The organism is Facklamia sp. P12955 (genome assembly GCF_050409565.1).
In the GTDB taxonomy this organism is placed as follows: Bacteria; Bacillota; Bacilli; order Lactobacillales; family Aerococcaceae; genus Facklamia.
This window is the reverse complement of record NZ_JBNUPF010000053.1, coordinates 1-1,524: the sequence shown is the minus strand read 5'-3', so window position 1 is coordinate 1,524 and position 1,524 is coordinate 1. Positions and strand designations below refer to the sequence as shown.

Annotated in this window: 15 tRNA genes; all 15 read left to right on the top strand. The window is 51.1% G+C overall.

The window, feature by feature from the left end:
- The 15 genes from ACQV2G_RS09070 to ACQV2G_RS09000 all read left to right on the top strand — a co-directional run bounded on the left by ACQV2G_RS09070 (position 1) and on the right by ACQV2G_RS09000 (position 1,435).
- Positions 1 to 70, top strand: a tRNA-Val gene (locus tag ACQV2G_RS09070).
- 5 nt (positions 71 to 75) lie between these two features.
- A tRNA-Lys gene (locus ACQV2G_RS09065) sits at positions 76 to 148 on the top strand.
- Positions 149 to 183: 35 nt separating this feature from the next.
- Positions 184 to 265, top strand: a tRNA-Leu gene (locus tag ACQV2G_RS09060).
- Between the two features lie 52 nt (positions 266 to 317).
- A tRNA-Thr gene (locus ACQV2G_RS09055) sits at positions 318 to 390 on the top strand.
- Positions 391 to 395: 5 nt separating this feature from the next.
- A tRNA-Gly gene (locus ACQV2G_RS09050) sits at positions 396 to 467 on the top strand.
- Between the two features lie 27 nt (positions 468 to 494).
- A tRNA-Leu gene (locus tag ACQV2G_RS09045) sits at positions 495 to 580 on the top strand.
- Positions 581 to 611: 31 nt separating this feature from the next.
- Positions 612 to 685: transfer RNA gene (locus ACQV2G_RS09040), tRNA-Arg, on the top strand.
- 11 nt (positions 686 to 696) lie between these two features.
- Positions 697 to 770, top strand: a tRNA-Pro gene (locus tag ACQV2G_RS09035).
- A gap of 17 nt (positions 771 to 787) precedes the next feature.
- A tRNA-Ala gene (locus tag ACQV2G_RS09030) sits at positions 788 to 860 on the top strand.
- A gap of 6 nt (positions 861 to 866) precedes the next feature.
- Positions 867 to 940 (top strand) — tRNA-Met (locus ACQV2G_RS09025).
- A gap of 9 nt (positions 941 to 949) precedes the next feature.
- Positions 950 to 1,023 (top strand) — tRNA-Ile (locus ACQV2G_RS09020).
- A 31-nt stretch (positions 1,024 to 1,054) separates the two neighbouring features.
- A tRNA-Ser gene (locus ACQV2G_RS09015) sits at positions 1,055 to 1,144 on the top strand.
- A 10-nt stretch (positions 1,145 to 1,154) separates the two neighbouring features.
- Positions 1,155 to 1,225 (top strand) — tRNA-Gly (locus ACQV2G_RS09010).
- 11 nt (positions 1,226 to 1,236) lie between these two features.
- Positions 1,237 to 1,310: transfer RNA gene (locus ACQV2G_RS09005), tRNA-Ile, on the top strand.
- 35 nt (positions 1,311 to 1,345) lie between these two features.
- Positions 1,346 to 1,435: transfer RNA gene (locus ACQV2G_RS09000), tRNA-Ser, on the top strand.
- The last annotated feature ends 89 nt before the right edge of the window (positions 1,436 to 1,524 follow it).

Below are 1,524 nucleotides of genomic sequence, written 5' to 3'. Positions count from 1 at the left end.
GAATTAGCTCAGCTGGGAGAGCGTCTGCCTTACAAGCAGGATGTCGGCGGTTCGATCCCGTCATTCCCCACTCTTGACTCGTTAGCTCAGTCGGTAGAGCAACTGACTTTTAATCAGTGGGTCGCAGGTTCGAATCCTGCACGGGTCATATTCCTAAATGAAAACATCAAGGAATTTTAATTTGCGGGTGTGGCGGAATTGGCAGACGCACCAGATTTAGGATCTGGCGCCTTCGGGCGTGGGGGTTCAAGTCCCTTCACCCGCACTTGCATTTTGATCACTTATGATTTATAATTGGAAATCCTAAGTTATATTATGCCGGCTTAGCTCAGTTGGTAGAGCATCTGATTTGTAATCAGAGGGTCGAGGGTTCAAGTCCTTTAGCCGGCACTTTTGCGGAAGTAGTTCAGTGGTAGAACACCACCTTGCCAAGGTGGGGGTCGCGGGTTCGAACCCCGTCTTCCGCTTTGCCAAGATACATTTAGGCTTTTAAAGCCGGGGTGGCGGAATTGGCAGACGCACAGGACTTAAAATCCTGCGGTGAGTGATCACCGTGCCGGTTCGACTCCGGCCCTCGGCATTTCACTTTATTGTGAATGATAAAATATTTTGCACCCGTGGCTCAACTGGATAGAGTACCTGACTACGAATCAGGCGGTTGCAGGTTCGAATCCTGCCGGGTGTATTAGAGTAAAACGGGAAGTAGCTCAGCTTGGTAGAGCACTTGGTTTGGGACCAAGGGGTCGCAGGTTCGAATCCTGTCTTCCCGATTTGTTTATTCTTATATGGGGGATTAGCTCAGCTGGGAGAGCGCCTGCTTTGCACGCAGGAGGTCAGCGGTTCGATCCCGCTATTCTCCATTTTTTGGCGGTGTAGCTCAGCTGGCTAGAGCGTCCGGTTCATACCCGGGAGGTCATGGGTTCGATCCCCTTCGCCGCTATCTAAGGCCGGACCTTTAGCTCAGGTGGTTAGAGCTCCCCGCTCATAACGGGGTGGTCGTAGGTTCGAGTCCTACAAGGTCCATTATGCATTATGGATTTTGCCATTGGTTAACGGAGGATTACCCAAGTTCGGCTGAAGGGAACGGTCTTGAAAACCGTCAGGCGTGTAAGAGCGCGCGTGGGTTCGAATCCCACATCCTCCTTTGAGAATATGCGGGTGTAGTTTAGTGGTAAAACCACAGCCTTCCAAGCTGTTGTCGGGAGTTCGATTCTCCTCACCCGCTTTATTGATAATGGGCCTGTAGCTCAGCTGGTTAGAGCGCACCCCTGATAAGGGTGAGGTCGGTGGTTCGAGTCCACTCAGGCCCATAGCAATAATTAATTGTTATTTTGAATTGGCTCATGGGGAAGTACTCAAGTGGCTGAAGAGGCGCCCCTGCTAAGGGTGTAGGTCGGTTTATACCGGCGCGAGGGTTCAAATCCCTCCTTCTCCGTTATTCTTATATACTTGCCAATGAGTTTTGATATTGGCCCGTTGGTCAAGCGGTTAAGACACCGCCCTTTCACGGCGGTAACACGGGTT